Annotated in this window: 27 protein-coding genes; 18 read left to right on the top strand and 9 right to left on the bottom strand. The window is 57.1% G+C overall.

Annotated features, from left to right (window positions below; translation table 11 throughout):
- Nucleotides 1-1,440, bottom strand: coding sequence for a glycosyltransferase family 2 protein (locus tag VB780_RS02595; RefSeq protein WP_323349576.1), 1,440 nt, complete (start codon nucleotides 1,438-1,440; stop codon nucleotides 1-3).
- 272 nt (nucleotides 1,441-1,712) lie between these two features.
- Between VB780_RS02595 and ebsA the strand changes: the two genes are divergently transcribed.
- From ebsA to VB780_RS02650, 11 genes are all read left to right on the top strand, one after another.
- Entirely contained in the window at nucleotides 1,713-2,093 is a 381-nt protein-coding gene (gene ebsA, locus VB780_RS02600) for a type IV pilus biogenesis protein EbsA (protein WP_323349577.1), read from the top strand.
- A 176-nt stretch (nucleotides 2,094-2,269) separates the two neighbouring features.
- The gene (locus VB780_RS02605; RefSeq protein WP_323349578.1) at nucleotides 2,270-3,352 is read left to right on the top strand and encodes a phosphotransacetylase family protein; all 1,083 of its coding nucleotides are present in this window, start codon (nucleotides 2,270-2,272) and stop codon (nucleotides 3,350-3,352) included.
- Nucleotides 3,353-3,450: 98 nt separating this feature from the next.
- Nucleotides 3,451-3,954: a DNA recombination-mediator protein A gene (locus VB780_RS02610; protein WP_323349673.1), complete on the top strand. Its 504-nt coding sequence runs from the start codon at nucleotides 3,451-3,453 to the stop codon at nucleotides 3,952-3,954.
- Nucleotides 3,955-4,088: 134 nt separating this feature from the next.
- On the top strand, nucleotides 4,089-4,505 hold the full coding sequence (locus VB780_RS02615; protein ID WP_323349579.1) for an MAPEG family protein: 417 nt from the start codon (nucleotides 4,089-4,091) through the stop codon (nucleotides 4,503-4,505).
- A gap of 31 nt (nucleotides 4,506-4,536) precedes the next feature.
- On the top strand, nucleotides 4,537-5,028 hold the full coding sequence (locus tag VB780_RS02620; RefSeq protein ID WP_323349580.1) for a YajQ family cyclic di-GMP-binding protein: 492 nt from the start codon (nucleotides 4,537-4,539) through the stop codon (nucleotides 5,026-5,028).
- 6 nt (nucleotides 5,029-5,034) lie between these two features.
- Nucleotides 5,035-5,565: a YraN family protein gene (locus VB780_RS02625; RefSeq protein ID WP_323349581.1), complete on the top strand. Its 531-nt coding sequence runs from the start codon at nucleotides 5,035-5,037 to the stop codon at nucleotides 5,563-5,565.
- A gap of 201 nt (nucleotides 5,566-5,766) precedes the next feature.
- The gene (locus tag VB780_RS02630) at nucleotides 5,767-6,336 is read left to right on the top strand and encodes a hypothetical protein (protein ID WP_323349582.1); all 570 of its coding nucleotides are present in this window, start codon (nucleotides 5,767-5,769) and stop codon (nucleotides 6,334-6,336) included.
- 24 nt (nucleotides 6,337-6,360) lie between these two features.
- On the top strand, nucleotides 6,361-7,122 hold the full coding sequence (locus VB780_RS02635) for a RibD family protein (protein WP_323349583.1): 762 nt from the start codon (nucleotides 6,361-6,363) through the stop codon (nucleotides 7,120-7,122).
- A gap of 7 nt (nucleotides 7,123-7,129) precedes the next feature.
- The gene (locus VB780_RS02640; RefSeq protein ID WP_323349584.1) at nucleotides 7,130-8,338 is read left to right on the top strand and encodes a GNAT family N-acetyltransferase; all 1,209 of its coding nucleotides are present in this window, start codon (nucleotides 7,130-7,132) and stop codon (nucleotides 8,336-8,338) included.
- A gap of 49 nt (nucleotides 8,339-8,387) precedes the next feature.
- Nucleotides 8,388-9,962: an adenylate/guanylate cyclase domain-containing protein gene (locus tag VB780_RS02645; RefSeq protein WP_323349585.1), complete on the top strand. Its 1,575-nt coding sequence runs from the start codon at nucleotides 8,388-8,390 to the stop codon at nucleotides 9,960-9,962.
- Between the two features lie 105 nt (nucleotides 9,963-10,067).
- Nucleotides 10,068-10,475 carry a DUF4346 domain-containing protein gene (locus VB780_RS02650; RefSeq protein ID WP_323349586.1) on the top strand — a complete coding sequence of 136 codons (408 nt, stop codon included), beginning with the start codon at nucleotides 10,068-10,070 and terminating at the stop codon, nucleotides 10,473-10,475.
- Between the two features lie 78 nt (nucleotides 10,476-10,553).
- Here the strand turns inward: VB780_RS02650 and VB780_RS02655 are convergent, their stop codons facing one another.
- Both VB780_RS02655 and VB780_RS02660 read right to left on the bottom strand, forming a co-directional pair.
- Nucleotides 10,554-10,925, bottom strand: a complete 372-nt coding sequence (locus VB780_RS02655; protein WP_323349587.1) for a hypothetical protein — start codon at nucleotides 10,923-10,925, stop codon at nucleotides 10,554-10,556.
- A gap of 359 nt (nucleotides 10,926-11,284) precedes the next feature.
- A complete protein-coding gene (locus VB780_RS02660; RefSeq protein ID WP_323349588.1) occupies nucleotides 11,285-11,686 on the bottom strand; it encodes a YidH family protein in 402 nt (133 codons plus the stop codon).
- A 120-nt stretch (nucleotides 11,687-11,806) separates the two neighbouring features.
- Here VB780_RS02660 and VB780_RS02665 point away from each other — a divergent pair, with 120 nt between their 5' ends.
- Nucleotides 11,807-12,208, top strand: a complete 402-nt coding sequence (locus VB780_RS02665) for a DUF202 domain-containing protein (protein ID WP_323349589.1) — start codon at nucleotides 11,807-11,809, stop codon at nucleotides 12,206-12,208.
- 9 nt (nucleotides 12,209-12,217) lie between these two features.
- Here VB780_RS02665 and VB780_RS02670 read toward each other — a convergent pair whose 3' ends face one another.
- Nucleotides 12,218-12,604: a YidH family protein gene (locus VB780_RS02670; protein ID WP_323349590.1), complete on the bottom strand. Its 387-nt coding sequence runs from the start codon at nucleotides 12,602-12,604 to the stop codon at nucleotides 12,218-12,220.
- Nucleotides 12,605-12,653: 49 nt separating this feature from the next.
- A complete protein-coding gene (locus VB780_RS02675) occupies nucleotides 12,654-14,096 on the bottom strand; it encodes an LCP family protein (protein ID WP_323349591.1) in 1,443 nt (480 codons plus the stop codon).
- A gap of 278 nt (nucleotides 14,097-14,374) precedes the next feature.
- Between VB780_RS02675 and VB780_RS02680 the strand changes: the two genes are divergently transcribed.
- From VB780_RS02680 to VB780_RS02690, 3 genes are all read left to right on the top strand, one after another.
- Nucleotides 14,375-15,436: a mannose-1-phosphate guanylyltransferase gene (locus VB780_RS02680; RefSeq protein WP_323349592.1), complete on the top strand. Its 1,062-nt coding sequence runs from the start codon at nucleotides 14,375-14,377 to the stop codon at nucleotides 15,434-15,436.
- A 183-nt stretch (nucleotides 15,437-15,619) separates the two neighbouring features.
- Nucleotides 15,620-16,459 carry a hypothetical protein gene (locus tag VB780_RS02685; protein WP_323349593.1) on the top strand — a complete coding sequence of 280 codons (840 nt, stop codon included), beginning with the start codon at nucleotides 15,620-15,622 and terminating at the stop codon, nucleotides 16,457-16,459.
- 162 nt (nucleotides 16,460-16,621) lie between these two features.
- The gene (locus VB780_RS02690; RefSeq protein WP_323349594.1) at nucleotides 16,622-16,774 is read left to right on the top strand and encodes a hypothetical protein; all 153 of its coding nucleotides are present in this window, start codon (nucleotides 16,622-16,624) and stop codon (nucleotides 16,772-16,774) included.
- A gap of 27 nt (nucleotides 16,775-16,801) precedes the next feature.
- On the opposite strand, the gene VB780_RS02695 is transcribed toward VB780_RS02690, so the two are convergent.
- From VB780_RS02695 to VB780_RS02705, 3 genes are read right to left on the bottom strand one after another with little or no spacing between them, the layout of a single operon-like run.
- Complete coding sequence (locus VB780_RS02695; protein WP_323349595.1) at nucleotides 16,802-17,749, bottom strand: cobalamin-binding protein; 948 nt, start codon at nucleotides 17,747-17,749, stop codon at nucleotides 16,802-16,804.
- Nucleotides 17,746-18,048, bottom strand: coding sequence for a hypothetical protein (locus tag VB780_RS02700; RefSeq protein ID WP_323349596.1), 303 nt, complete (start codon nucleotides 18,046-18,048; stop codon nucleotides 17,746-17,748). The genes VB780_RS02695 and VB780_RS02700 overlap by 4 nt, the downstream gene beginning before the upstream one ends.
- Nucleotides 18,049-18,091: 43 nt before the next feature.
- On the bottom strand, nucleotides 18,092-18,274 hold the full coding sequence (locus tag VB780_RS02705; RefSeq protein WP_323349597.1) for a hypothetical protein: 183 nt from the start codon (nucleotides 18,272-18,274) through the stop codon (nucleotides 18,092-18,094).
- Nucleotides 18,275-18,920: 646 nt separating this feature from the next.
- Here VB780_RS02705 and VB780_RS02710 point away from each other — a divergent pair.
- The 3 genes from VB780_RS02710 (at nucleotide 18,921) to VB780_RS02720 (ending at nucleotide 21,921) form a co-directional block, all read left to right on the top strand.
- Nucleotides 18,921-19,814, top strand: a complete 894-nt coding sequence (locus VB780_RS02710; protein WP_323349598.1) for a DUF4037 domain-containing protein — start codon at nucleotides 18,921-18,923, stop codon at nucleotides 19,812-19,814.
- Nucleotides 19,815-20,081: 267 nt separating this feature from the next.
- Nucleotides 20,082-21,239 (top strand): acyltransferase family protein, encoded by a 1,158-nt coding sequence (locus VB780_RS02715; RefSeq protein WP_323349599.1) that lies wholly within the window; start codon nucleotides 20,082-20,084, stop codon nucleotides 21,237-21,239.
- A 325-nt stretch (nucleotides 21,240-21,564) separates the two neighbouring features.
- Complete coding sequence (locus VB780_RS02720) at nucleotides 21,565-21,921, top strand: GFA family protein (RefSeq protein WP_323349600.1); 357 nt, start codon at nucleotides 21,565-21,567, stop codon at nucleotides 21,919-21,921.
- A gap of 154 nt (nucleotides 21,922-22,075) precedes the next feature.
- Here the strand turns inward: VB780_RS02720 and VB780_RS02725 are convergent, their stop codons facing one another.
- Nucleotides 22,076-24,130, bottom strand: coding sequence for an elongation factor G (locus tag VB780_RS02725; RefSeq protein ID WP_323349601.1), 2,055 nt, complete (start codon nucleotides 24,128-24,130; stop codon nucleotides 22,076-22,078).
- Nucleotides 24,131-24,203 lie beyond the last annotated feature (73 nt).

Genomic DNA, 24,203 nt, shown 5'->3' on the forward strand with positions numbered 1-24,203 from the left:
CTAGGGCAAGTCAACCTGGAGGTCATCTTCGCTGCCCAGGTGAATGGTTTTGACCCAGCGCAGTCGCTTGGGCCGTACCGACAGCCGCATCGCCATGGTGGCGATTACCACCAGCCAGTGCAGCATATACAGGTTACCCCACAGGGTTTGCACACCGCTCACCCATACAGACTGTTGCCGAGTGCGGCGTAGCCCGCAAAACATACCAATCATAGAGAGCGTCAGGGCCAGGCTCGACAGCGGTAAAAACAGCGGTAGCCGATGGCGCAACACCGCCACGACAAAGTCCGGTAGGGCCACCGTGGGCAACCCGTACTGAATGATCCAGAAAGCGACCATATCAAAGGTTTTGGCTGGAGCCAGACGGTGCTGGGCAATCAGCCGCCAGTAGTCGAGGTAGCGCTGGTAGCCCCCTTCGGCCCAGCGGTTGCGCTGGTGCCACAGAGCCAAGGGCCGCTCCACTCCCTCTTCCCCTACGGCAGGTTGCAGCAAAAACTGAATCTCCCAGCCGCTAAAGTGCAGGCGCAGGGTGAGGTCGAGGTCATCGGTGATGGTTTCTTCGTTCCAACCGCCGCACTGGGCTAGGGCGGCGCGACGGACAAACTGGCCGTTACCCCGCAGTTCACCAATGCCGCCGAGGCTGATACGCTGCTGCTGGAAATAGGTGTCGAGAGCCATCTCGGCCTGCTGACCACGAGTCCAGAGATTCTTAGCTCGGTTGACAACGGCTTTTTGCAGCTGCACAGCACCAACCTCAGCTTGGTCAAACAGGGGCACAATGTGGCGCAGCAGCTCTTCAGGAACTCGGGCATCAGCATCAAACACGCCAATGATGTCGCCTTTGGTACTGGGCCATACTTGGTTGAGTGCTCCCGACTTTCCCCCGCTGGCTCCAGCGGCACGGCGCAGTACTCGCAGTTGGGGGTATTGAGTGGTGAGCGCTTGCAGTCGCTGGTTAGTGCCGTCGGTGCTGTTGTCGTCGATAATCCAGACCTCGTAGCGGCAGGCTGGATAGTCTAGCTGGCACAGGGCGGCAATTAGGGGTTCGATAACGGTCTCTTCATTTTTAGCAGCGACCAGTAGAGATACGTAGGGCCAAGCTTCCCAAGGAGGGGCTGCGATGGACATAGACCGGCCTTCGGCGATCGCATCGGTAATCTGACGACCCCTGGGGGCGGTAGACAGTAGCGGCGGCGGCGGCGGCAAAGGCCGACCCGACAAAATTCGCAGCGCATGGGCAGTAAGCAGAGCTGTCAGCCCCAGTACAACCCAGCTGCCCCAAGACACCAGATGGAGCACGACGGTGATGCCCCACAGCACCGTTAGGGTCAGGGCCGCTTTAGAGCGCCGACCGGCAAATCCCGGAAAATCTTCGATTTCCAACTCGTCGATCGGAGTGTAGAAGCGCCTAGGAGAAAAGCGTCCAGGAAAATCAGGCATTTAATCAGGGAGAGAGCACAACAGAAAACGATCGCGATCAGACCGCGCCATAGAATCAATACCTTAACGCCCAGCACGGCCTCGGCCTAGGTCTATCATCCTCGATTTTGCAGAAAATTTTGGTGATACCCCTAAGACCCTCCTGGGGAATGCTAGCTCTATGTCGCGTCATCATCGGCAATCCGGCGAGATGGGTATCCAGTATCCTAAGCATCTAGCCCCGATGATCGTCCGCATGATCGTTTGTTGAAACTTGACCTAAGGCCAGACCCATGAGTTTGACGTTTGAGGCGATTCAGCCCGCAGGCAAGCAGGATATCAGCGTTTACATGCCCTACTACCAGGGCAATAAGCGTAATGCGCTGCCTTACGCCATTTCTCTCTATAAGCAAGGCAATCTGGAAGGGGAACGACAAATTGAGGGGAGCGATAGCATTGCCTTTGTGGCCACCTGGAACGTGTCTGTACTGCCAGCAGACTTGACTCGCTGCCGAATGCAGTTTGAGGGTGACAGCGATCTCAGCTATGAGATTACGATGGCGACCTTTGAATTTGTAGATTTTTTGTTTGATGTGATCGTGGCGCTGCGCCAGAAGCGCCCAGCGGATTTTTCCCAAGGATTCTATCGCAAGCTATTGCGCTTAGACGACTAAGGCCATGCCGGGGCTGAGATCAGGGTGAGAAGATACCCGACGCTGACACCCCCTGAGGTGGCAGAATGGGGATGGTGCTGTGCCCACTGACGTTTTGACCTAAGTACCGGATTGCTTCGCAGCATCGGCGCTAGGGGTTAGGGAGCAGTGCATTACCCCCATGGAGGACTTGTGGCGTGCCCAGTTCAGCGAAGCGTTTGGTGATTGGTTCAACCGAGTCGTATAGCGGCAAATCGGCAATTTTACTGGGTTTTGGACTCCAGCTTCAGGGGTTGGGCATGGATATTGGGTTTGGTAAACCCATGGGCAATTCGATCAACGGGGATGAAAAAGACCCGGATTTAGACTTTATTGTCGAGACGCTGCGGTTGCCGGGGGAGCGGTTTTACCCCCCCGTCATTTCGCTGAGCGAAGCTACGGTAGCCGATCGCCTCGCCCCCAACGGCCCGTCGCTAGACAGCTACAGCCTGGAGGAATACACCGAACAGCGAGGCGAAGATCTGCTGCTGCTAGAAGGGCCTGGCAATTTGACCGAGGGCACGCTGCTGAACCTGTCTGTGGCCCATATTGCAGCGGAGATTGACGCTGCGGTGCTGTTGGTGACGCGCTACGATTCGCTGCTGCTGGTGGATCGGCTGCTGGCCGCTAAGGCCCAGCTGGGTTCGCGTCTGATCGGGGTGATTATCAACGACGTGCCCACCGAGGCGGCGGCGGCCTGCGCCGAGTTGGCGCGCCCCTTTTTGGAAAATCAAGGGATTCCGGTACTGGCGCTGCTGCCGCGATCGCCCATCATGCGCAGCATCACCGTGCGCGAGATTGTGGCTCGCCTTAACGCTGAGGTACTGTGCTGTTCAAATCGACTGGATCTAATGGTGGAAACCCTCACCATTGGGGCCATGAACGTGAATTCGGCCCTGCGCTACTTCCGCAAAGCGACCAATATGGCGGTGGTGACGGGGGGCGATCGCACCGACATTCAGTTTGCGGCCTTAGAAACCTCCACCCAATGCCTCGTCTTGACGGGGCAAATTCCGCCGTCCCCAGAAATTTTGGAGCGGGCCTCAGACCTGGAGGTGCCGATTGTGTCGGTGGACTCTGATACCCTCTCGACGGTGGAGCGCATTGACGAGCTGTTTGGCCAGGTGCGCCTGCACGAGCCCATCAAGGTGCAGTGCATTCAAGAACTGGTGGCCGACCACTTCGACTTAGAGCGTCTGCTGCACCTGCTCGATCTCAAACTGCCGGTGTCGGCGACCTGAGATCGGGCTGGCCTGGCGACAGAATGTAGCCTGAGCCGTTTGGTCTGATACAATGAAGCGCGTTATTCTCGCATTCGGTGCAGCCTTTGAGTCAGTCCATGGAAGCGTCGCTCGAATCCGCTAAAGTCGACACGTTTTTGCAGGAACTCGCGGCCATTCAGCAGTCGGGTTCTAAGCGGGTGGCTATTTTGGGGTCGCGCCACGTGCCGATTACCCACCAGCAGCTGATCGAGCTAATGGCCTATGCCCTGGCCCTCGGGGGTAACCGCATCATTACATCGGGGGCGACGGGTACTAACTTTGCCGCCATCAAGGGGGCGATGAAAGCCGACCCCAACCTGCTGACCGTCATTTTGCCCCAGAGCCTAGAGCGACAGCCCCAGGAGTCGAAAGACCAGCTAGAGCAGGTAATGCACCTGGTAGAGAACCCAGCCAACGACAGCCTCTCGCTGGCAGAGGCCAGTTCGGTGTGCAACCAGGAAATAATTTCCCGCTGTCAGCAGCTGATCTGCTTCGCTTTCCACGACAGCACCACCCTGCTGAAAACCTGCCAGGATGCGGAAGACCAGCGCAAGATTGTGACGCTGTTTTACTTCGACTAGCGATTCTCGGACGGTGAGAAGGTTACAAGGGGAGAAGGTTAGAACGTTGGCAGGTTTAGAACGTTCTAATTTGTCAACCTGTTAACGTCTCCCACAGTCTCCTTAATAGAAAAAATTAGCGAGGATAGCGATCGATGGCATCTGTACTCACCATGCCAGGTTTTTTGCTGGTCAGCATTGGGCTGGCGGCACTGCTGGTTTATCTGCCGTTCTTGGCGGTGGGCTACGGGCGCTTTGCGGTGGGCTACGACCAGGCTGCGCCCCGAGCCATGCTGGCCAAACTGCCCCCCTACGCCCAGCGCGCCACTTGGGCCCATGAAAATGCCTTTGAATCCATTACCCTTTACGCTCCGGCGGCACTGATGGCCTATGTTACCCAGCAGCAGTCGGGGCTGGCGCTGGGAGCTGCGATCGCCTACCTGATTGCCCGCACCCTGTACCCAGTGGCCTACATTTTGAATGTGCCGATCGGGCGATCGCTGATGTTTGCCGTGGCTAACCTCAGCACCTTTACCCTCTATGTCTTGAGCTGTCGGTCGGCCTTGATGTAGTCTGTTGGTGCGCAGATACCCAACGGTACCCATGGCTTCTAGTTCTTCCTTTGATATCGTCAGCGATTTTGACCGCCAGGAGTTGGTCAACGCCCTCGACCAGACCCGGCGAGACGTGATTAGCCGCTACGACCTGAAGGACACCAAAACCACTATCGACCTGGCGGAGAGCACCATCACCATCGAAACCGCCAGCGATATGACCCTGGATGCGGTGAAAGACTTGCTGCACCAAAAGGCCGCCAAGCGCAACCTCTCCCTCAAGATCTTTGAGTACGGCGATGTGGAAGCCGCCAGCGGCACCCGCGTGCGCCAGACCGTCACCCTCAAAAAGGGCATTGAGCAGGAGATGAGTAAGCAGATCACCAAGCTGATTCGCGACAATCTCAAGAAGGTGACCGCCGCGATTCAGGGGGATGCGGTGCGGGTGACCGGCAAGTCGAAGGATGACCTGCAACAGGCGATGCAGCTAGTGAAGCAGGAAGATTGGCCCGTAGCGGTGCAGTTTACGAACTATCGGTAGGAACTTTTGGCGGGCACTGTTGCTAGGGCGATCGCCCCTCCCCCACTGGGCACGCTAAAGGATGCTGCCTGGGAATATTCCGCTATGACCGCCGAACTGAGCAAAACCGAACTGGGCACCCTGGGCGAAACCCTGGTGGCCAACTGGCTGACAACCCAGGGCTGGCGACAGTGCGATCGCCAGTGGCACTGCCGCTGGGGCGAACTCGATCTGGTGATGGCCCTGGGAGCGTCTAACCCCAGCGGTCAGCTTGCCTTTGTCGAAGTCAAAACTCGCAGCCAGGGCAACTGGGATGCCTACGGCCTGATGGCCATCACCCGCAGCAAGCAGGCCAAACTGTGGAAAGCTGCCCAACTCTATCTGCTCAAGCATCCCCAGTGGGCCGAGGCCACCTGCCGATTTGACGTAGCCCTGGTGGCCTGCCGGCGGGGGCAACAACCCCCTACCAACCGCGCCAAGCACCTGCCTGTGGACGATGCCCGCTATCTAACGTTGCAAGACTACATCGAAAATGCCTTTGATGTGCCCGGTCGCTAACGGCTGTAGAGTTGAGCAAAACCGAAATTCTTAAGTAAATAATAACGACCCATTAACGGCATTCGAGCATTCATAGTCTAAGCTGCTATATAGAGGTATCGTCGTTGTCCTGCCTCTATCCCTAGCGTCTGCATCCAGCCAGTGGGCTAGAGCAGGCCCCCTACCGTACTTCCCAGTCCGCTGTTTCTCTGGGAATGCCCTATGACTAAATTTGCTATTTATGTTTGCCCGACTGGAAGCCTAGCCGAGCAGATCAAGCGGTTCTTAGCCGAGCACAGAGAGACAGCCGTACCCCTCCAACAAGGCCCAGACGCCTGCTGCCTGTTGATTGAAGGCTTTGAAGAACAGTCTGGTGCGGCCCCGATCTATACCCGCAGCCTCGATCGCGCCTACAACCGAGGCCTAAAAGCGCGCCCTACTCCGGTGGTGACCCTAGAGGGCCTAGTGACCAAATCCGGCTGGAGCGGACTGGCGATTACCTCTCCCTGGCTGAAGCAGGTGATGGTGAATTTTGCCTGTACGGTTAAGTCGCCCACCCGCAAAATGCCACTCCGTATTCAGGATGAACTGGGGCTGCCCCTGGCCTACGGCTCTAACCGCAAAGACAATAAGGCCGTAGTCACCCAGGCCAAAGCCGCTATCGACTGGAAAACCCCCACCCTGTGGGAAATGCGCTTTTACCAGCAGTTGACCAATCAAAGCTGGAAATGCCACAGCAGCTGGGATTTAGGCGAAGGCCAGCCCTCGCTAGTAGAGGCCTCGGTAAACTAGGGATACTCTCCATAGCCCTGACCCTTGGCGATCGCTCCCAACCCACCGATTCCCCGCATCACCCTGGTGCTGGCCATGAGTCTGGACGGCAAAATTGCCGATGCCCAGCGCGGGGCCGCCCGTTTTTCCTCGGCGGCCGACCTGACCCACCTGGAGGAAAGAGTAGCAGCGGTAGATGGGGTGCTGTTTGGGGGGGGTACCCTGCGGGCCTACGGCACTACCCTGAGTGTGCGCAGCCCAGACCTGCTGGCCCAGCGACGGCAGCGGCAGCAGGCCGACCAGCCTATGCAGATTGTCTGGTCGCCCTCGGGCAACCTCGACCCCAAATTTCGGTATTTTCAGCAGCCGGTACCCAGAGGGTTGGTCACGACTGCCGCTGGAGCCCATTGCTGGACGGAAACGGGGCTGTTCGAGCACATTTGGACAGTGCCCGAGGCCAAAACCCAACCCTGGGATTGGCCCTGGATCTTAGCCCAGTTGAGAATGGCGGGTATCCACCACCTGGCCCTGCTGGGCGGGGGCAGGCTGACGGCAGAACTGCTGAGTTACCACTGCGTCCACGAGATATTCATGACCGTGTGCCCGCTGATTTTGGGCGGGGCAACGGCCCCAACCCCGGTGGATGGCGCGGGGTTTTTGGTGGCGCTGGCGCCCCGATTGCAGTTACTCTCCCATCGGGTGGTGGAAGGGGAAGTGTTTTTGCACTACCGTGTGCTACCCCAACCCCTGCAAGGGGCTGGAAATTCCTTTACCCTGGAGAATAACCAACTCTTTCCTACTGACTAATACATCCATGGGCTATCCCTCTGTGCCGTCGCTGACCGCTACCTGGCTGCACTCCATTGATGAGATTCCCGAGACCGTGTGGGATGAGTTGGCTCAGCCCCTAGCGACACCGTTTCTGGAGTGGAGCTGGCTGCACAATATGGAGCGATCGGGCAGCGTGGGGGCCAATGCGGGCTGGCTGCCCTGCCATCTGGCTATCTGGCAGGGCACCACCCTGGTGGGAGCCGCCCCCATGTACCTGAAGGGCCACAGCCGGGGTGAATTTGTCTTTGACCACCAGTGGGCCGATCTTGCCGAACGCTTGGGGGTAGAGTACTACCCTAAGCTGCTGGGCATGTCGCCCTTTACCCCGGCAGAGGGCTATCGGTTTCTCATTGCCCCCGACGCCGACGAAGCGATCATTACTCGGGCCATGGTAGAGGTGATTGACGGATTTTGCGATCGCAACAATATCTCCGGCTGCCACTTTCTCTACGTTGACCCCCAGTGGCGGGCCACCATGACCCAGCTGGGCTTTTCGGAATGGCTGCACCACAGCTACGTATGGCAAAACCACGGGTTCAAAGACTTTGACGACTACCTGGGCATGTTCAACGCCAACCAGCGGCGCAACATCAAGCGCGAGCGCAAGTCAATGGCGACGGCGGGCCTGCGCCTGGAGGCGATCGCCGGGGATGCCATCAGCAATGCCCTGTGCGACCAAATGTACGACTTTTATGCCGACACCTGCGACAAGTTTGGCTGGTGGGGCAGCAAGTACCTGAGCCGCAAATTCTTCCACCTGCTGCACCACGACTACCGCCACCGCATGGTATTTTTTGCCGCCTATGGCGAAGACGACAGCGCCCCCGTTGGCATGTCGTTTTGCCTGACCAAGGGCGATCGCCTCTACGGTCGCTACTGGGGCTCGGCAATGGAGATGGACAATCTGCACTTTAACGCCTGCTACTACGCGCCGATTGAGTGGGCGATCGCTAACGGCATCACCCTGTTTGACCCCGGTGCCGGGGGCCGCCACAAAAAACGGCGGGGCTTTCCGGCCCTGGGCAACTACAGCCTGCATCGGTTCTATGCCCCGCGCATGAAAACGCTGCTGACCCGCTACATCACTGAGGTCAACGAGCTAGAGCAGCAGGAAATCGACGCCATTAACGCCGAGCTACCACTCAAGCTGCTGCCGGGAAACAGCCCTTGCCCTGGCGCAGAGCTAACCTGATGGGGCCATAGCCGTTGATTGGGCACCCTAGAACAGGACAGACATTGAGTTGGATCAGCAATGGATAGGGGCAGTGGCAGAACTGGAGAGCATTGAGCGCAGCCTGCGAGATTTGGTTCCCGCCGACTTGTACGCCGCCCTATGGGTTGATCCTTCGCCCAAAACCATGGTCAAGGTATTTGACCACTTGCGCACCCTTCAGCATATTTTGATCGACTATGTGCCTCGAGACGTGGCTCAACAGCCACCCCTCAGCCCGCAGATCCGCCACTGCTGGCACCGGGGCACCCTGCTATTTACCGATCTAGCCGGGTTTACGCCGCTGTTTGCGGCCAACGCTGCTGCGGGCCGGGCCGGAGCCGAAGCCCTGCTGGCGCTGATCAACGACTACTTTGCCCAGATGGTGGAGCTGGTTAGCAAAGCTGGCGGCAATCTGCTGGAGTTTACCGGCGATGCCATGCTGGTACAGTTTCGCCACGAGGCCTACCAATCTGAGGGTGACCATGCCGAGGTCATGCAGGCCATCTACGCAGGCCTGCGCATGCAGCGAGCCATGGAAAACTTTGCCGCCATCGAGACCGCCCAGGGTTGCCTGTCGCTGCGCATGCGGCTGGGCATTCATCCGGGCCAGTTTGTGGCCGCCGATATTGGCACCCCCCTGCGCCGCGCCCACGTGCTGCTGGGGCAGCCGGTGCTGGAGGCTAAGCGCACCGAGGGGGCTGGGGTGGTGGGCCGGGTATGCCTGAGCCAGGCCGGGCGCGATCGCCTTCAGCCCACAGCTCACCCCCTGCACCTCGAACCCAACGCTGGAGATAGCTGGCTGGTGGTCGATGACCTGAGCGCCTTGGCGCTGGGCGAGTACGATCTCACCCTGAGCCGCCGCCGCCCAGCTAGCTCGGTGCTATTTGACCGCAGCGTGCCGGGCCTGCTGAGCGAAATTCAAGTTAGTCTGGCCACCATTGAACCTCTGGCCAGCTACCTACCTCGACCGGTGCTTCAGCTGCTGGTGAACACCGCTGCCGCCCGCCGCATTTCCCCGGCGTTTCCGACGGCGGCGGTGGCCTTTGTCAACTTGATTGGCCTGCCAGAGGCGGTGGATGCCGCCTACCCCGACGATACCGACGGCATTGTCGCCTGTTTTTCCCAGGCCTTTGCCCTGATCAACGGGGCGGTAGAGCGGCGGCGCGGCATTTTGCAGAAAGTGACCTACCACTCGGTGGGCTCAGAACTGTTAATTCACTTTGGCGTGCTGGCCCCCGACCCCGAGGCTCCCCTGCGGGCCGTCGAGACTTTAGCTGCCATTCGCGCCCTGGTCAACCAACTCCATCCCCCCCTCAGCCAGGGCCAGCCCCTGGCCATTACCTGCCGCATGGGGTTGACCTACGGCCCGGTGTTTGCCGCCGAAATTGGCGAGCCCCGGGGCCGCCGCGAGTTTAACGTGCTGGGCGACACGGTCAACACCGCCGCCCGGCTGATGGGTCGAGCCAGCCCCAATCAAATTCTGCTGGATGCCGCCACCAGGCAGGCCCTCGGCCCCGACCCCGACTACCACTGTAATTTTTTTGGGGAATTCTGTCTCAAGGGAAAGGCAGCGCCCCAGCCGATCTACAGCCTCGAAGCCTGAAGCGTAATCTCGCCTTTCGGAAGTTGAGGCGGCAGCTCAGCACGCTACCATAGAGAGTCCTAACCTTAGTACTGTCAGGCTGCGATCGCTGTCGCCTAACCCGCAATGACTCTACCCTCTAGCACCCAACCGATCGATCGAGCCCAGCGCCAGGCCCTCGATAACCAGCTCTCAAAACGCTACATTGAGCTAGACCCGGCGGGCTATTTTCTAATTTATTTAGACGTAGAGCAGGGGCTAATTTGCGCCAAGCACTTTGCCAACATCATCAACGACAAAGGGCTGGCCTGTGATCCGGCTACGGGCAAACCTCTACCCGTGCGTGGCCCCGTCGAGCGCGTGCCCACCTGCACCTACAGCGGTCGCACCGCCAAAGAACTCTCGATTGCCATTTTTGAAGACCCGGCCAACCCCTGCCCCATCACCTACCTCGACCATGCGGCCTACTTGGGGCGCGAGTTTGTGCGAGCCGAAGCCGCTCTAAACGCTGGCGAACCCTATATTCAGGACTGAGTTATCTACGCTCAGGCATCCACTCAGCAGGGCCCAGGCGCTATGCTCACCTGTCCCTCAGCCTAGATGCCGATTAGACTAATGGGCTCGGGACGCTAACAACTGCTCTTCTAGAGCGGCGATGCGATTGTAGGCCGCCGTCAGTTGGGCGGTGAGCCGCTGAATTTGCACGTCCGGGGAGAAATGGGTTTCGGTGCTCTGGCGGTCTAAATCGAGATAGCTGCTGTCTAGTAGAATGTCTTTATGCTCACAAACGCTGTCTAGCATGCTGGGGCTGTGGCGAGGCGCATTGCCGTAGGCAAAGCGGCTGATGCCAGGCTCTTCAGAGTTTACCGAGCAGGCCTGGGTGGCGATTAAGGCCGCCACTTGATCATTGACCTGATCGATCATTTGATGCAGGGCGTCAATCTTATTGGTCAAAAGAGTGACTTGGGTTTGCATAGAGTCCATGGAACGCCTGATTTTTAAATTTCCCTATCATCCTAGACTTAAGCTAATAGATTCCTAGGTGTCTCCTGAATCATTTAACCTTTATTCGCAAGGGGTGCTGTGGTGTTCGTAGCCGCTCTAAGGCAGCCTTACCCACCTCAAAAGCGGCTAAAAAACATCTAGCTGTGTAAAATTATTGACTGGACTTTGTTACACTCCAGCCCCAGCCAATCCAGGATATTAGACGATATTTTTACCTGAGGGAAAAAATGATTTCTTCAGGCAAATTTCGTTGCTTTGGGCGGCGATTTATTGCCGGGCGATCTATTGCCGTCGGCCCCTAGGTTGAAGGCGGTGGGTTTAGGTTGACCCGGTTGACCTCAGTTGACTAGGGGGCTCACTAAAATGCCGATAAAGGCGATCGCCCCCAGCCCTGTCAAGATGTAGGCGACAACCAGGGCTGGAGACCGCCGCGATCGATAGACCAGATCGTTACGCTGAATGCGCTGGAGCTGATGGTTGTGGTCAAGGGCCGCGCCCATCAGCGCGAAGGTGCCCAGGGCCACAAAGGATAGACCCAAAACGCGGGTCAGCCGCAGGGGATTCACCGAGTCTCCCAGATTTTGGTGAATGGCGGCCACAATGCGATCGATGCCAAAGCCAAAGCCAATCAGAGCAAGGGCGGTGCGAATCCAGGCCATCAGGGTGCGCTCTTCGGCGGCGCGATTGCGCTCTTTGGCCAACTCTGTCGCCGAATTGGGGGCCGGATTGGATGGGCTCATAGCAGCAGGGACAAATACATCAACTATTATTCAGCGAAACTATCGTACCCTCAAAATATACTGACGCCCGCTGGCTAGACGGTGTGCTGGCGATGCCGGGTACACCCAATGCTTAGAACCATGAGTGATCTTCCCCTGCCCCCCATGGTGAATACCACCAACGAACTTGCCCGGGAACGCAACCGAGCCGCTGCCGAGCGCACCCTCAATGCCTGGACTGGAATTTGCCTGGGCCTGATCGGGGTTGGTATAGCCTTTGAGCAAATTACGCGCAGCCTGGGGCGACAGACGGCACCGGTAGCCAGTCGGGCCGTCCCGAACCCAGCGCTGGTGGGGCTGGGTTTTGTGGGTATGGGGCTATTGCTGTTGGGGTTTGCGCTGGTTCAACATCGCTTGGCCCTAGCCGCTCTTGAGCAGCAAGACTATGTGCTGCTGCCGGTTAAAGTGTTAAACCGCTGGGCGGTGGTCACCATTGTGCTGGTGGGGCTGATGGGGTTGGGCATAACGCTGTTGCTGCCTTAGCCAATCCCTCTATCCGAGCAGCTCAAACCCTAGCCAGCCAAAGGCGATCGCGCCAGTGGCAAAGACCGCGAGCCCGATAGCTTTTCCCACCGACCGGCGGGGTCGATATCGGTACTGGGGCGATCGCAGCCGCCTGCTTTCGGCTAGATAATCGGCGATCGCCAGCCCCAGGCCTAGCACCCCCAGCCCGACATACACCAGGCTGAGGCCGTAGGCCCAGGCATCGATGTAGCGACCGCTGGGGGAGAGCGCTCTGAGGATTTGCTCAAGCCCCACACCGATGCCAATCAGCGTCAGGCTGATGCGCACAAAGGACAGCAGCGAGCGATCGGCGGCGAGGCGATTGCGATCGCGCGCCAGATCATCCTGAGCATTGGGCGGATAAAGGCTCGACATGGGGCAAGTTGGGGCGCTGGGCCTGTAGTAAGGCGGTACCTAGCCCATCTTAGAGCTGAGACTCTGATGTTTGGGTGACCTGCTCGACCCAGTCTTGCCCCACCCGAATCGTAATGTCGGAGTTGAGGTCGCCGGTTGACTCCGACAGAGCCTGCCCCACCCCCAGCAGCGATTCGACCGTGCGGGCGCTATCGACATCGCCGCGCTGGGCGAGAATCTCGGTGCGGGCCATGGTGCCCGACCAGTCATTGACGATATAGACATTGCTAAACCCGTTTTCGCGCAGGTAGCGGGCCACTGAAGCCGCTTGCTCGGGCTGGCCCGAGGCATTTTGTACCGCAATAGACAGATCGGTTACGTAGCTGGCCTGGGAATTGTCGGCGTAGATGCTCACTCCCTCCGCCTGGAAGAAGCTTTGCATAACGGTGGCGGAGGCTTCCCAGTTGGGGAGCCAGTAGCTGGCGTTAAACTCGGCTGGGGTGCTAAAACGACCGGGTAGCATCACCATTTGCAGCTGGTTAGACTCAATTTCGAGGCCAAAGTTGGCGATCGCCAGCATTTCCTCCAGGGTGAGGTTGGTGTCGACGTAGCGCTGTAGCACCCGCAGCGCCTGGGGCAGCTTGGGAATCACGGTGGGGTTGGTCAACCGCTCCCGCAGCGCCTTCAGCAGCATTTGCTGGCGCTGCACCCGGCCAATGTCGCCGCTGTCTTTGCGGTAGCGAGCAAACTGTTCGGCCTGGTCGCCGCTGAGGGTCTGCCAGCCGGGGTACAGGTCAATGTAGAGGCCTTGGGTGCGATCGGTATACTCCATGCGGCTGGGCACGTTGACCTCGATGCCCCCCACCAGGTCAACCATCTCCCGGAATGCGCTGGTGTTGATGCGCACGTAGCGGTCAATTTGAATATTGCCCAGGTTGTAGGCCACGGTTTGGGCGACCAATTCTGGGCCACCCAACACGTTGGCCTGGTTAATCTTGTCCATGCCAAAGCCCGGAATCTGCACTCGGGTGTCGCGGGGAATAGACATGACGTTGAGAGTACCGGCTTCGGCATCGACCCGCACCAGCAGCAGCGTATCGGTTCGCCCCGTAAAGGTGGCTTCGGAGTTGGGCTGGGCATTGGGCACCTCGTCAATGCCCATCACCAAAATATTGACCGGCCGCGTCACCTGGTAGCGAAAGCCCGCCTGCCACAGGTCGCCAAAGCTGGCGGCGCGGTTGGTGTTGCCCCCCATAAAGTCGGGCAGGGGAACGGTGAGGGCGATCGCAGCCCCCACCAGGGCCGAAGCCGCCGCCGTACCCACAAACAGACCGCCCCACAGCAGCGAGTTAACCACGCGTCGAACCGCCCCTGGAGAGCCATCTGGCGACGAAGAATTAGGCATCAGTTCCACCGCAGCAGGTTCCGGGGCGTGACGGTCTGAGGCTGCAGCCTGGTCAGAATCGGTGGAATGGCCTTCTTTGGGCTCAACGTTCTGCAAAGGGGTTGTCATGGATACCTGCTTAACTTGCTGCGACGCCCTACCACCATATCCCCTGTCACGACTGGCTGATGTAGCCTCAGCACGGGTTTTAAACCCAATTTTCTATACCCAGGGGCGGCGTCGGGAACACCTTCCGACCCCCACTAAAACTTCGCAGCAGGTTGATGTGTTAATCAATATTAAGCGAATTTTGCCCTGTTATCTCCTTCCAAAGGATAGGATTGAGCCACTTATGGAGGTGGCCTGCCGGGCCGCCGTTATGACTTAAAAATCTAGGGAAAATTTCTATGGCGGCGCTAATTCCTATTATTTTGGCGGGGGGTAAAGGCGAGCGGTTTTGGCCGGTGAGCCGCCTGGCGCGCCCGAAGCAGTTTTTGTGCCTAGACGGCAGCGATCGCAGCCTGCTGCAGGCCACCGCCGATCGCCTGCTGCCCCTGGCCGAAGGCTGGGAAAACATGTGGGTGATTACCGCTGCCCACCTGGCCGATCGCGTGCGCGAGCAGCTGCCAGAGCTGCCCGAAGCCAACCTGCTGGTCGAGCCGATGGGTCGCGACACCGCCCCGGCGGTGGCCTGGGGCACCCTAGAAGTCGCCCAACGCTATGGCGATGACGCTCTGGTAGGGTTCTTCCCCGCCGACCACTGGATTGCCGACGAAGCAGCGTTTTGCCAGACCCTGGCAGCGGCGGCAGAGCTGGCCGCGAGCCAGGGGGCGATCGCCACCCTGGGCATTGCCCCCACCTACCCCGCCACCGGCTACGGCTACATCGAGCAGGGGGAACCCACCGGCACCTACGGCAGCCTCAGCGCCTACACCGTCAGCCGTTTCACCGAAAAACCCGACGCCCCCACCGCCCAAACCTTCATCGACAGCGGTCGCTTCAGCTGGAACAGCGGCATGTTCATCTTCCCTGCCGGGGTAATGGTAAACGAGCTCAAAACCCACGCCCCCGACCTCATGCAGGCGCTGATTGCCCAAGGGGTTGACGCTTATCCCAGCCTCGATAAGCTCAGCATCGACTACGCCGTGATGGAGCACACCGATCGCGCTCAGGTTATGCCCGTCACCTTTGGCTGGGATGACCTGGGCGACTGGAACGCCGTAGAGCGGCTGCTCAAACAGCCCGGCGAGAAGAACGTCGATCTGGCCACCCACGTCGCCCTCGATACCGAAGGCAGCATTGTCTACTCCGCCAACCCCGACGAGGTCGTCGTCACTATTGGCCTAGAGGACGTGGTGATCGTGCGCGACGGCAACGCCACTCTGATCGTCCGTAAAGACCGCACCCAAGACATCAAAGCGGTTGTCAAACAGCTGGGTGCCGAGGATCGCTTTCAGCATCTCCTTTAGACTGGTTTCAAGGCTCCGCCAGCCCCCAGAAATCGGCCTTCTAGCCCCATAAAGCCGACCCTCAGGATCCTGAGGATTTACTCAGAACGTTCCAGGTTGGACAGCGGTTGATATAATTTCGAGATCAGCCGTTTATACCTGCGTTATGCTGCGGAATTCTGTGGCGTGCGGCAGCCTTGAGCCATGCATCCAACCATTGACGACATTGACTTCCAGGCCCGTCAGGGGAGTGTAGCCGCCATCATTCAAATTTTGAATGAGCACTTTGCTGACGAAGGCATTCGCACCCGCGCCATTCAAGACAGCGGTATTTTGCAGCTGCTCGTAGAAGCGCCCACCGCCGATGCCCTGCCTCGGGAGACGGTGGTTGACCAAGTGCGCCACGTGCTGGAGTCGATCAGCCCTCGGGGCATTAACAAGGTCAATATCAACAGCCGCATTGTGCAGGAGCAGCAGCTGCTGTGGCTCGACGAAATCAAGCGCGGCACCAAAAATAGCCTGCTGTGGTCAGAGCCGATCGTGCTCAAGCAGCCTAACCCGGCAGCTCGGCTGTGGCGTGACCTGCGCGCCCCCCGCCAGCGCAACCCATTCTTAGACGATGTTTACCAAAAAAAGCCGGCTTCGAGCCGCAGCGCCTTTTGGCGCGGGTTAATTGGCGGAGCCAGTCTGGCGCTGCTGCTGCTGCTGGTGGGTTGGGCGACCAAAGACTGGCTGGGTGTTGAGCTGAGGTTGGGCTCTCAAGACACTGCCACCAGCGAACCGCCCCCGGCCCCGGCTCCCGCTGCACCAACGGGGCAAGATCCCTTCGTGTTGGCGGTGCGCATTGCTCAGCAGTCGGTAGAAGACGGTAAATCGGCCTCCACCGCCGCCGAATGGCTTGATTTGGCGGTGCGCTGGCAGCGAGCGGCAGATCTCATGTCTGAGGTGCCCCCCGAAGATGAGCGCTATCCCGTGGCCCAAGATCGGGTGCAGACCTATGCCGCCAACAGGGCCATGGCCCTCGCAGAAGCCGAAAAATTCTAAGGGAATCAACACAAACCTAGGGCGATTTCCAAAGGGAACGCTGCGCGATCGCCGGGCAATATGCAGGTCTTTGCCAGGTCGATGCAAGGGGCGCATAATGCCGTAGCTAGAGCCCAAGCAAATTTGTTATATCAGAGATATTAGAAACTCTGATATAGCGACATGGCTACCTTGAAAACAAAAACATCGCAATCTGCCTCTGCTCTCTCGTCCTCGGCTCGCAATGCGCTAGAAAACCGAGAAGACTTTAGCCTCTGGGCTGAAGCCGTTAAGCAGCAGATGCTAGAGGCGCTACAAAAGCGTCAGCGTAGCTAGTGCTCTGTTAAACTTCACGCAGAAAATCTAATCAGGCCCAGAGCTAAAGGGCTGCCAACCCTGGCCTTGGTAGCCATAGGCAACTCGCTCTGGGTAAAAAATTTCCGCCAAAATCTCTAAAGAATCGACCAGGCGAGGGCCAGGGCGGTTGAAGTACTGGTTGCCATCGGTCAGGTAGACTCGGCCAGTTTTTACCGCTTTGAGCTGCGACCATTGAGGATGGGCGGTCAGCGCCGCACTCTCGCGTCGGGTCACGGCCAGGTCGTAGCCGCAGGGCATTATCACAATCACCTCGGGGTCAGCGGCAACCAAGTCGCCCCAAGCCATCCAGGGGGAATGTTGGCCAACCTGGCCAAACAGCGATTTGCCCCCCGCCATATCCACCAGTTCGGGCACCCAGTTGCCAGCGGCCATCAGCGGCTCGGTCCACTCGATGCAGGCGACGGTGGGGGAGGGGAGGTTGATGGTGCGATCGCGACAGGTTTGCACCCGCTGTTTGAGCCCAGCCAAAACTGCTTCTCCCTGAGCTTGCCCCGCCTTCCCCAGCAGGGCCACCCCAGTTTTATAGATGTCGTCCCAAACGTCGGCCAGGCGGTTGGGAGAAAGCGAAATTAGCTGAGGCTGGCCCTGGGTGAGTTCGGCCAAGGCGGCTTCTACATCCCCTAGGCTGACGGCGCAGACTTCGCACTGGGCCTGGGTGATGATGTGGGTGGGCTGTAGCGCTTCTAGCATTTCGATATCGACCCGGTAGACGCTGAGGGCCGAGGTGAGCAGGTCGCTCACCCGCTGGTGAATTTCGCCGCTGGTGCCCTCGGGGTTGAACTTGGGCGCAGTGCAGACGGGCAGAGCCTTGACGGCGGGCGGAAAGTCGCACTCATGGCTGCGGCCTACTAAGAATTCCTCCAGCCCTAGGCTACAGACAATCTCGGTGGCGCTGGGGATGAGGGAGATGATGCGGAGGGGCGGTTGGGTCATGGAAGATGCTGGTTGACGTTTAGACTCATCAGAGCGAAGCTGTGGGGCGCAGTTGCCATACTGCTGGGCCAGTAAGCTTCATTGAGGGCTGCAACCAATACATTGACGACGCAATAAGCTTCACTGCTGTGCCAATAAGCTTCATTGAGGGCTGCAACTAATAAACTGGCACATGAGTAAGCTTTATTGCTGTGCCAGTTTAATGTATTGGGGCCTGTGCTTAATACATTGAAGGTACTGTAAGCTTCATTGCTGTGCCAATTTGCAATTAGAAACCGTGTGCCTGCTGTTTGTTCCAAAACTGTGCTACAAGCAGCGGGCACACGGTTTCTTGGCAAGAAACTACTCAATCAGCAGGGTCTTAGTCAGTATCGCCATCCACGACATCCCCTCCGGAGAGGCTGCGCCAACAGCACCGCTGGGCGGCGCGGGGATGGGGTCGCTCCAGTCGTTGGGGTCGGCGTAGCCCAGGGTGTGGAGGATTTTGATGGTGCGGTCTATGCCTGCCAAACTGCCAAAGAGCATGTGGCGCACCTTTTCAGGGTTTAAGGAGCGAGGCTGGGACCGGGTTCCTTTGCCTTGCCCTCCAATCTCTGATGAAAGCGGTAGGGACCCGGTCCCTTGAGTCTCTTAGTTGTCGCTGGCTGCTGGCTCTTGATATTTAAACATCGGTTCTGTTTCCTTTTAGTGATGGGAAGAAAACAGAACACGAAAACCCTAGCCACCCGCAGTTGACGTGCAAACTGGAGTGACTAGGGTACGATCTCCCTAGCCTCGCAATCTGCCTCAGAGATTTGCGGGGTGAGCTGTCGGTTGGTGTTGGTAGCACCTTCCGGCAGCGCCAAAGTTTTCGAGTTCTGTATGACGACCGCTCTGCGCGAACGGCTTAACGTAGGAGAGTAATGGTACAAAAGCTCCCCGTCAACCGTGGAGGAGCGATCGGGGGCGCAGATGCTCTTGTAGATTCAAACCCAAAAGCTGCTGGATAAGCACCCAGCGAGAGATCTTATCCAGCATAATTGATGGATAAAACCTCTAAACTCAGAAGTTAACCCTCAAAGGTGGCCGATAATACCCCAAAATCAGGGGCTTATCCAGCAGTTTTGACGCTTAATACATAGTTAGCCTGCTGCGCTACATTGTTGCGGTAAAGAGACTATGAATCCTCAACATGACTGAACACAGCGTATGGCGAATTTCTTTGGCTCACAAAATCGCTCCTGCTTTCACGGCTAACCCTGAAGTTGAAGCGTGTTTTGTGTTTGGCTCGGCAGCATTAGGGATTTCAGATCAGTATTCTGACCTTGAGTTAGCTTTCATTTGGTCAAAATTGCCGTCTGCTGAAGAATTACAAACTACAGCCCAAAATGTTGGTGTTAAAGGATGGGAGATTGAGCCGCATGAGGAAGCAAAAGAAGCATGGTTAGAGCAGTTCTATCTATACGGCATGAAAGTCGAAGCGGGTCATTGGGCACGACATGCAATGGACAGGATTGTGACTGATGTTGTTGAGTGCTACGATGTGTCGCAAAATGGGCTTGTGTTTGAGAAGCAAGCGTCAGCGTCTAATCTTCAGCACGCAGTTATTCTTTACGGCGAAGACATCATCAAACAGTGGCAAAATCGGCTTTCTCCTTATCCTGAAGAACTTGCTGTTGCAATGGTTCAGAAGCATCTGAAATTTCGCCCGTTTGATGGTCAACACATTCTGACCGAACGCCTTGAAATTCCGATGCTATACGAGAACAAGTGCATGATTGTGCGATGGCTTCTCAACTTGCTGTTTGGGCTAAATCACATTTATCATCCCGGCTTCAAGTGGACACGCTATTGGGCTGAAGAAATGAGCATCAAACCGCCTAGTTTTTTCAATCGACTAGAGCGTGTTTTTCAAGCTGATGCTGTAAGCGGAGTTCATGAGTTGCGACAACTCGTGGAGGAAACATTCGAGCTTGTAGAGCAGTGCTTACCGCAAGTTGACCTCAAACAGCAGCGTGAAACGTTTAATCGGCTGAATCCGAGGTGGGAGTTGCCAGTCGATGACTCAACTTCAAGATCTCAGTAAACAGGCTAACAATCGCAATGCACCGGAACAATGTTAAGCAATGGTAAGCTGCAAAGGTTGTTTGTGTCCGGTGATTGGAGCCGTTGGGCTTCTTAAGCTATGTTTAGGACTGTTGAAACAAGTTTGTCTGGCAGATCAAGCCGAGCTACGAGGTTATGAACAAAGCAATTACAAGATGCACGCTAGCGCTCAGTTAAGTTTCAAAGCTAGATTGTATATTAATTACAGTAGCTAAATTTACAGGTTGAAGCGACAGCAACTAGTGTCATGGAACACACCAAAACTAGATGGAACACTCAATCCTCTCGCTTGTGGTTTGTTGACAATTTGAGAGTGTTTCTTATCATGCTAGTAATTGCTCATCATGCTGGTCAACCCTATGGTCCTACAGGAGGCATGTGGCTAATTTTCAATCCGGAACAGGCTGAGATTCTGGGGGCGTTCTTTGCAACCAATGCAGCTTTCTTCATGGGATTGTTTTTTCTGATTTCTGGCTACTTCGTGCCCAGTGCATGTGAGCGTAAAGGAGCCAAGGTTTTCTTAAAAGAGCGTTTTTGGCAATTGGGAATTCCAATTTTGGTTTTTGCGCTATTAGTGTTCCCCCCAATCTTTTACTTTGCTCAATCAACTGAGCTATCTTTTAGTCAATTCTTTTTTGAGGTTTATCTAGGTCAAGGTAAAGTCCAGGTTGGGCATCTCTGGTTCCTTGTACATCTGCTGTTTTATGCGGTTTGCTATGTTCTATGGCGTAAAATGACGAAGCAAAAGGCGATGTTTGAGCCGGATCAGCAAAAAATGGCAGATCCTCAGCATGGTTTAATTTTGGCGTATCTAACTGCATTAGCAATTGTGACATTTTTCATCCGGATTCAATATCCGATCGATACCTGGAAGGGGTTACTGTGGATCATTCCTACAGAAATCGCTCATCTGCCTCAGTACCTGAGTCTTTTCGTGATTGGAATCATTGCTTATCACCATGACTGGTTTCGCAGGATGCCTACCCAGCGAGGATGGGTCTGGTTGGGAATTGGTTTGGCAGCAGCTTTGTTACGGTATGGTTATGCCTTGACACGAAATCAGTTGTTTCCAACTCGACTGATTGCAGGTGGCGGTTGGGATTGGCGATCGCTTGTCTGGAGCACTTGGGAAGCTACAATCTGCGTAGGTTTATGTATTGGCTTGCTCGTATTTTTCCGCGAACAAGTTAATGGGAAAGGAAAATGGGGACGAATATTATCTGCAAATGCTTATACGGTTTATCTGATTCACATTTTGGTAATTATCGCTGTCCAGTTTTTAGTCGCTCCTGTTTTGATTCCTCCTTTACTCAAGTTCTTTTTTGTAACCTTAGTTGGTATTCCGTTATGCTTCTTGATCGGTCATTATGTGCGCAAATTGCCCTTCGCTAGACTTGTGCTTTAAGGACGTACTCAATCCCATTCCAACACTGCGCTGTAACGGAAGGAACAAAGGTTATTGGTGAGAGTTCGAAGTTTGTCTGCCGCCGTTGAGCTTTACTGTTAACTGGAACCAATACTTCGCAGTAACGTTTGCTTTTTGCTTTCGACTCATTGCAGGCATAGAGACGTTACTTTATAGGGTTAGAACAAGGAACACTGTTGTCGAGCCAAGCGCTAAGGAGTCGATGATGACAGACAATAAACCTCACGAAACAGGTCAATGTAGATGCGGGCGGGTTCAGTTTGAAGTCAGCTCAGAACCTTTAATGACTATGGCGTGTCACTGCATGGGGTGTCAGCAAATGACTGCAAGCGCCTTTAGTTTGAGCACACTTCATCCCAGCAGTGGGTTCAAGGTAACATTGGGAGAACCTGTGATTGGTGGGCTGCGGGGTGCAACGCGTCATTATTTCTGTGCCCACTGCATGAGCTGGCTGTTCACGCGCCCAGAGGGCATGGATGACTTTGTCAACGTGCGAGCGACGATGATGGATGATGCCCAGTCTTACAGCCCGTTCATCGAGACCTACACAGACGAAAAGCTGCCGTGGGCAACGACACCTGCCGTTCATAGCTTTAACAAGTTTCCGCAACCAGAAGATTTTCCGGCGTTGCTCTCTGAGTTTGCCAAACGCCTTGAGTAGAAAGGCTGTACAACGCGTCAATCCCCATCGTTGTTAGATAAGGTGCGTGCTTCCCTATCACAGAAACCGGGTTTCTCGGGGATGGCTTAGATAGCTCTGAGCATCATGATGAGAAACCCGGTTTCGGCTGGCTTAGGTCGCGGACGAGGGGAAATTAGCGATCGCCCCCCGCACTCGCCAATATTCTTTCTGTGATCTTCTCGGGCACCGGGTCGAGATGGTCGTAGGTCCACTTAAAGAAGCCCACGCCCATGGTCAGCGACCTGAGCTCCAAAATCATGGTCTGCATCTCGGCCTGGGGCAGGTGCCCGGTGACCACATCCCATCCTGGCCAGTCGGCCTTGCCCTCGTAGCCGAGAATTTGGCCGCGCCGCCCGGTGATTAGCTTGAGCACGTTGGAGGTGTAGACGCTGGGCACCGAAATTTCGACCTGGGCGATGGGTTCGAGCAGGGTGGGGGCACAGGCGGCCATGCCCTCCTGCATGGCGATGCGGGCCGCCTGCTTAAAGGCATTGTCGGAGCTATCGACGTTGTGGTACGAGCCATGGGTCAGCGTCACCGCCACATCCACCACCGGAAAGCCCAGCGGCCCGTGGTCGAGGTACTCGCGCACGCCGGTTTCGACGCTGGGGATGTACTGCTTGGGCACCACGCCGCCGACGATGGTATCGCTAAAGGCAAAGCCGTCGCCGCGCGGCAGCGGTTGAATCGAGAGGTACACATCGCCGAACTGGCCGTGGCCGCCGCTCTGGTGCTTGTAGCGTCCGTGGATAGCTTCTCTGGCCTGACGAATGGTCTCTTTGTAGGGTACCTGGGGCAGGTGGGTGGCCATGGGTAGGTTGTACTTGCGGCTGAGGCGATCGATCGCCAAATTTAGATGCACGTCTCCCTGGCCCCAGAGAATCACCTCGTGGGTGTCGCCGTGCTGCTCCCAAAAGAGGGAGGGGTCTTCTTCCAGCAGTTTGGTGAGGGCGGCGCTGAGCTTGACCTCATCGCTGCGCTTGACCGGGGTGATGGCCAGGGCGTAGACCGGCTCGATCACCGGAGCCTTGGGCAGCAGGGTGTCGAGGTTGCCGCTGGTGGTGAGGGTGTCGCCGGTTTGAGCACTCTCCAGCCGGGCCACCGCCACAATTCGGCCTGCTTCGGCGCGGCTGAGGCTGGTTTGCTGGCTGCCCATCAAGTCGTAGAGGCCGCCCATGCGATTCGCGGAGCGATCCGTTCCGGAATCGCCATTTAGGCTGTCGCCATCCTTCAGCTCGCCGCACCAGACGCGCACCAGCGACAGCTTGCCGCCCTGGGGGGTGTAGTAGGTCTTTAGCACCTGGGCCACGGTATCGGTGGCGCAGGTAATGCCCCGCTTTTCGCAGGTGACTTCTGGAGCCGGAGCTTCTTTTACCAGGGCATCGAGCAGAGGCCGCACGCCGTAGTCGTTGAGGGCTACACCAATGAAGACTGGGACGATCAGATCGGCCCCCAGATCCAGTCTCAGGTCACGGACGATTTCCTCTTCGGGCGGGGCGATGTCCTCCAGCAGTTCTTCTAATAGATGATCGTCGTAGTCGGCCAGTGTTTCAAGCATTTCGGCGCGGGCGGCCTGTTCTTCTGCCTGAAGCGAGGCGGGCAGGGGCACGGGGTCGGCGGGGGCACCGGGGTGGTAGTGGAAAGCCTGCTCGGTCACCAGGTCAATAAAGCCCACCAGGTCGTGGTTTTGGCGAATCGGGTACTGCTGGGGAATCACCGGGCGGGAGGAGATCTGGCGCAGGGCGGCGAGGACTTCGCTAAAGGTGCCGTTGGCGCGATCGAGCTTGTTGATCCAGATCAGGTGGGGAATTTCCCAGGCGTCGAGAAATTGCAGCAGGGGCGAGAGGGTCAGCACTTTGTTGGGGTCGGCTTCGCAGACCACGATCGCCGCATCGACCCCCATCAGGGCATGGTTTGCTTCCTGCTGGAGTTCGACGGAGCCGGGGCAGTCTACAAACGTAAAACAAATGCCGCCGTACTGAGTACTGGCGGCATTGAGTTCTACGGTCATGTGGCGGATGCGGGCTTCTGGGGCGCTATCGCCGAGGGTATTGCCCTCATCGACGCTGCCCTTGCGGGTCGTGGCCCCGGTGACGGACAAAATGCTTTCTAACAGAGTTGTTTTACCGCTGGAATAGGTGCCTACCAGCGCTACATTGCGCCGGCCTGAAAGGACGTTTTGGGTCATAGTAAACTCCTTGCCACGGTGAGATGGCATGTAGAGAAAAACCTACCGATTGAAGGCTCGACGAGCGTGATGT

This window comes from Leptolyngbya sp. CCNP1308, assembly GCF_034932455.1.
Taxonomy (GTDB): Bacteria; Cyanobacteriota; Cyanobacteriia; order Phormidesmidales; family Phormidesmidaceae; genus Nodosilinea.